Raw genomic sequence first — 3,384 nt, forward strand, 5'->3', positions numbered from 1 at the left:
CCGCCCCCGCTGCGCATCGTCCGCAGCGGCACCGCGTGGGCGCTGGCCGTCTTCTTCGGGCTCCAGGCCACCGCCGCCTACATCACCATGGGCTGGATGCCGCAGGTCTTCCGGGACGCGGGCGTCCCCGCCGGTACGGCCGGCCTGCTGCTCGCGGTCACCATGGTCATGGGCGTACCGCTCGCCTTCGTCATACCCCGGCTGGCCACCCGGCTGCCCCACCAGGGGCCCATCGTGCTCGTCCTGGGCGCCTGCGGCCTCACCGGGTACGCCGGCCTGTACCTCGCGCCCGCCGCCGCGCCCTGGGCCTGGGCCCTGCTGCTGGGCATCGCCGGCTGCGCCTTCCCGCTCGCGCTGACCCTGGTCGGCATGCGCGCCCGGACCGGCGCGGGCGTCGCCCAGCTGTCCGCCTTCGCCCAGAGCACCGGCTACCTGATCTCCATCCCGGGGCCCCTGCTGGTCGGCGTGCTCTACCAGCACAGCGGCGGCTGGGGACTGCCGATCGGGCTGATGGCCGCTCTGATGGTGCCGCAGACGGTGTTCGGCTGGCTGGCCGGCCGCGCCCGCACCGTGGAGGACGAAGCGGCGCGCTGAGCCCGACCCCGCACCCCGGCGCGGGCCACGGAGCGGCGGCGCGCTGAGCCCCCCCGCACCGCCGAGCGGGCCCCGGGGGTGGGACACTGGCCGCATGCCAGTCCTCGACCCCAATCCGCAGAACGGCCAGAAGAAGCTGCTCCTGGTCCTCGGCTCGTTCCTCGCGATCTTCATCGTCATCGGCGTGATCGCCAGCTTCCTCGCCCCGTGACCCCCGCCCGTCCCACCACCGCCCCGGGCCGCCCGGGCCATGGTGGGGCTGGCCCCCGTATCCCCTAGGGGGACAGGCTCAGGGTCAAGTGGGTGGATCACCGGATGGGTCGGCACCCGCCGGGTCCGTACCTTCGTGAGTGACCGCAGGACGCGGTGCACGGACCCCTCGCGGAGCGGAGGCCACCATGACGGCGCGCACCCACCCCAGGCCCCACCCGGCCCCCCGGGGCGGCTCCGGCATCCGGCTTCCGTGGTGGGCCCTGGCCCTGCCCACGCTCGCCTTCGTCACGCTGCTGCTCCTGGTCCTGAACCCCTCCGAGGCCCACGCCACGTCCGGCGAACCCGCGATCGCGCACCTCGTCGAGCGCGCGCAGCAGCTCCTGGCCCGATGAGTCCCCGGCAGGGGCCGCCAACTACCTGCGCCCCGTGGCCTGTTTCATGCGAAGCTGGGTGACATGAGCGTCGCAGAACCCCGCAGGATTGTCCTCTTCCGGCATGCGAAGGCCGACTGGCCCCCGGTCAACGACCATGAGCGCCCGCTCGCAGAGCGGGGCCGCATGGACGCCGCAGTCGCCGGACGCAAGCTGGCCGACTCCGCCATCGCCTTCGACCTGGCCCTGTGCTCCACCGCGACCCGCACCCGGGAAACCTGGAAGCTGGCGGTCCAGGAATTCCCGCAGCGACCGAAAACCGTCTACGAGGAGCGGATCTACGAGGCCTCGCCCGGTGAGCTGATCGCCCTGCTGAACGAGACCTCCGACGACGCGCAGAACGTCCTGCTGGTCGGCCACAACCCCGGCATCCAGGGCCTCGCCGACATCCTGGCCGGCTCGGCCGAGGGGGACGCCCGCGAGCGGATGGACCGCCGCGGCTACCCCGCCGCTGCCTTCGCCGTCCTCACCTTCACCGGCTCCTGGAAGTCCCTGGAACCGGGCGTCGCCACCCTGGTCGACTACTGGGCGCCCAGCGAGTGACCCACCGCGCCTGACCCTGGTCCGGCAGTGACCACCGGTGCCGGACCCCGCACGCACGGAAGCGGTGCGCCGCACCCACGGCGCACCGCTTCCGCACGCAACGGGCGGCGACGCGCTCAGCCCAGGTCGACGGTGTCCGCCGCCTCGACCTCCTCGCGCGTGATGCCCAGCAGATACAGCACCGTGTCCAGGAAGGGCACGTTCACCGCCGTGTGAGCGGCCTCCCGCACCACCGGCTTGGCATTGAAGGCGACCCCGAGCCCGGCCGCGTTCAGCATGTCCAGATCGTTGGCACCGTCACCGATCGCCACCGTCTGGGACAGCGGCACCCCCGCCTCGGTCGCGAAGCGGCGCAGCAGCCGGGCCTTGCCCGCCCGGTCGACGATCTCCCCGGTGACCCGGCCGGTCAGCTTCCCGTCGACGATCTCCAGCGTGTTCGCCTGGGCGAAGTCCAGCCCCAGCCGCTCCTTCAGATCGTCCGTGACCTGGGTGAACCCGCCGGACACCACACCGACTTGGTAACCGAGACGCTTCAGCGTACGGATCAGCGTGCGCGCCCCCGGCGTCAGCCGCACCTCGCTGCGCACCTTGTCCACCACGGAGGCGTCCAGCCCCTCCAGCAGCGCCACCCGGGCGTGCAGGGACTGCTCGAAGTCCAGCTCCCCGCGCATGGCGGCGGCCGTCACGTCGGCCACCTTGTCCTGGCAGCCCGCGTGCGCCGCGAACAGCTCGATCACCTCGTCCTGGATGAGCGTGGAGTCCACGTCCATCACGACCAGGCGCTGCGCCCGCCGGTACAGCCCGGCCGCGACGACCGCCACGTCCACCCCTAGCCGCGCCGCCTCGGTCACCAACGCGGTGCGCAGCGGCTCGGTCTCCACCCCGGACACCGCGAACTCCACGGCCGTCACCGGGTACTTGGCGAGCCGGAAGATGCGGTCGATGTTGCCGCCGCTGTCGGTGATCCGGGCGGCGATCGACGCCGTCGCCTCGGACGTGAGCGGATGACCCAGCACGGTGATCAGGGAACGGCCGAGCCCGCGCGGACGGTTGTCGCCGATGCCGGAGATGATCTCCGCCTGCATCTTCATGGACTCCGCCCAGCTGTGCACGGTCGCCCGGAGATCCCCCTCCAGGCCCCGGGGCGGCTCGGTCACGAGCGCGCACAGCACGATCCGGCCGCGGGTGACGACCTGCTCGATGTCGACGACGTCGACGGAGTAGGCGGCGAGGGTGTCGAAGAGGCCGGCCGTGATGCCCGGCCTGTCCCTGCCGAAGATCTTGACAAGGAGAGTGGGTACGTCGGTGGTCTGCGATGCGCTCATGGTGGTCCCACCGTATCCGGCACCCGGTGCCTCCCGCCCCCTCGGTCCGCCTGACGGACAGCCGAACACGGGCCCTGGGACGACGACTCGGCGGCTGCGCTCCGCGCGGTTTTCTCCGGGGGTTCCGCTCGGCCGGCAGCGGAGCCGCCCCGCCGGTAGGGCAGGCCCGAGTGGCCGGGTCGGGAGGCGGTCGGCGGGCGCCCGCCGACCACGGCGGGCGGAGTCCGGGCGGGGCGCGGCCGGGCTCCAGTGTGGTGCGCCACCGGGCTCGGACGCCG

At 73.2% G+C, this 3,384-nt stretch carries 4 protein-coding genes and 1 pseudogene; 4 read left to right on the forward strand and 1 reads right to left on the reverse strand.

Annotated features, from left to right (window positions below; genetic code table 11):
- From G3I53_RS06525 to G3I53_RS06535, 4 genes and pseudogenes are all read left to right on the forward strand, one after another.
- Positions 1 to 594: pseudogene (locus tag G3I53_RS06525) on the forward strand (MFS transporter); the annotation flags it as partial.
- 94 nt (positions 595 to 688) lie between these two features.
- Entirely contained in the window at positions 689 to 805 is a 117-nt protein-coding gene (locus tag G3I53_RS34325; protein ID WP_275404216.1) for an SGM_5486 family transporter-associated protein, read from the forward strand.
- A gap of 187 nt (positions 806 to 992) precedes the next feature.
- Positions 993 to 1,199 (forward strand): hypothetical protein, encoded by a 207-nt coding sequence (locus G3I53_RS06530; RefSeq protein ID WP_164337579.1) that lies wholly within the window; start codon positions 993 to 995, stop codon positions 1,197 to 1,199.
- Between the two features lie 63 nt (positions 1,200 to 1,262).
- A complete protein-coding gene (locus tag G3I53_RS06535) occupies positions 1,263 to 1,781 on the forward strand; it encodes a histidine phosphatase family protein (RefSeq protein ID WP_164337580.1) in 519 nt (172 codons plus the stop codon).
- A 116-nt stretch (positions 1,782 to 1,897) separates the two neighbouring features.
- Here G3I53_RS06535 and serB read toward each other — a convergent pair whose 3' ends face one another.
- On the reverse strand, positions 1,898 to 3,106 hold the full coding sequence (serB, locus tag G3I53_RS06540) for a phosphoserine phosphatase SerB (protein WP_164337581.1): 1,209 nt from the start codon (positions 3,104 to 3,106) through the stop codon (positions 1,898 to 1,900).
- Positions 3,107 to 3,384: the final 278 nt, after the last annotated feature.

It is taken from the genome of Streptomyces sp. SID14436, assembly GCF_010548465.1.
Taxonomy (GTDB): Bacteria; Actinomycetota; Actinomycetes; order Streptomycetales; family Streptomycetaceae; genus Streptomyces.

What these genes read in the sequence shown, in the direction of transcription:
- G3I53_RS34325 (WP_275404216.1), top strand. Translation starts at nt 689, where the DNA reads ATGCCAGTCCTCGACCCCAATCCGCAGAACGGCCAGAAGAAGCTGCTC.
- G3I53_RS06530 (WP_164337579.1), top strand. Translation starts at nt 993, where the DNA reads ATGACGGCGCGCACCCACCCCAGGCCCCACCCGGCCCCCCGGGGCGGC.
- G3I53_RS06535 (WP_164337580.1), top strand. Translation starts at nt 1,263, where the DNA reads ATGAGCGTCGCAGAACCCCGCAGGATTGTCCTCTTCCGGCATGCGAAG.
- serB (WP_164337581.1), bottom strand. Translation starts at nt 3,106, where the DNA reads ATGAGCGCATCGCAGACCACCGACGTACCCACTCTCCTTGTCAAGATC.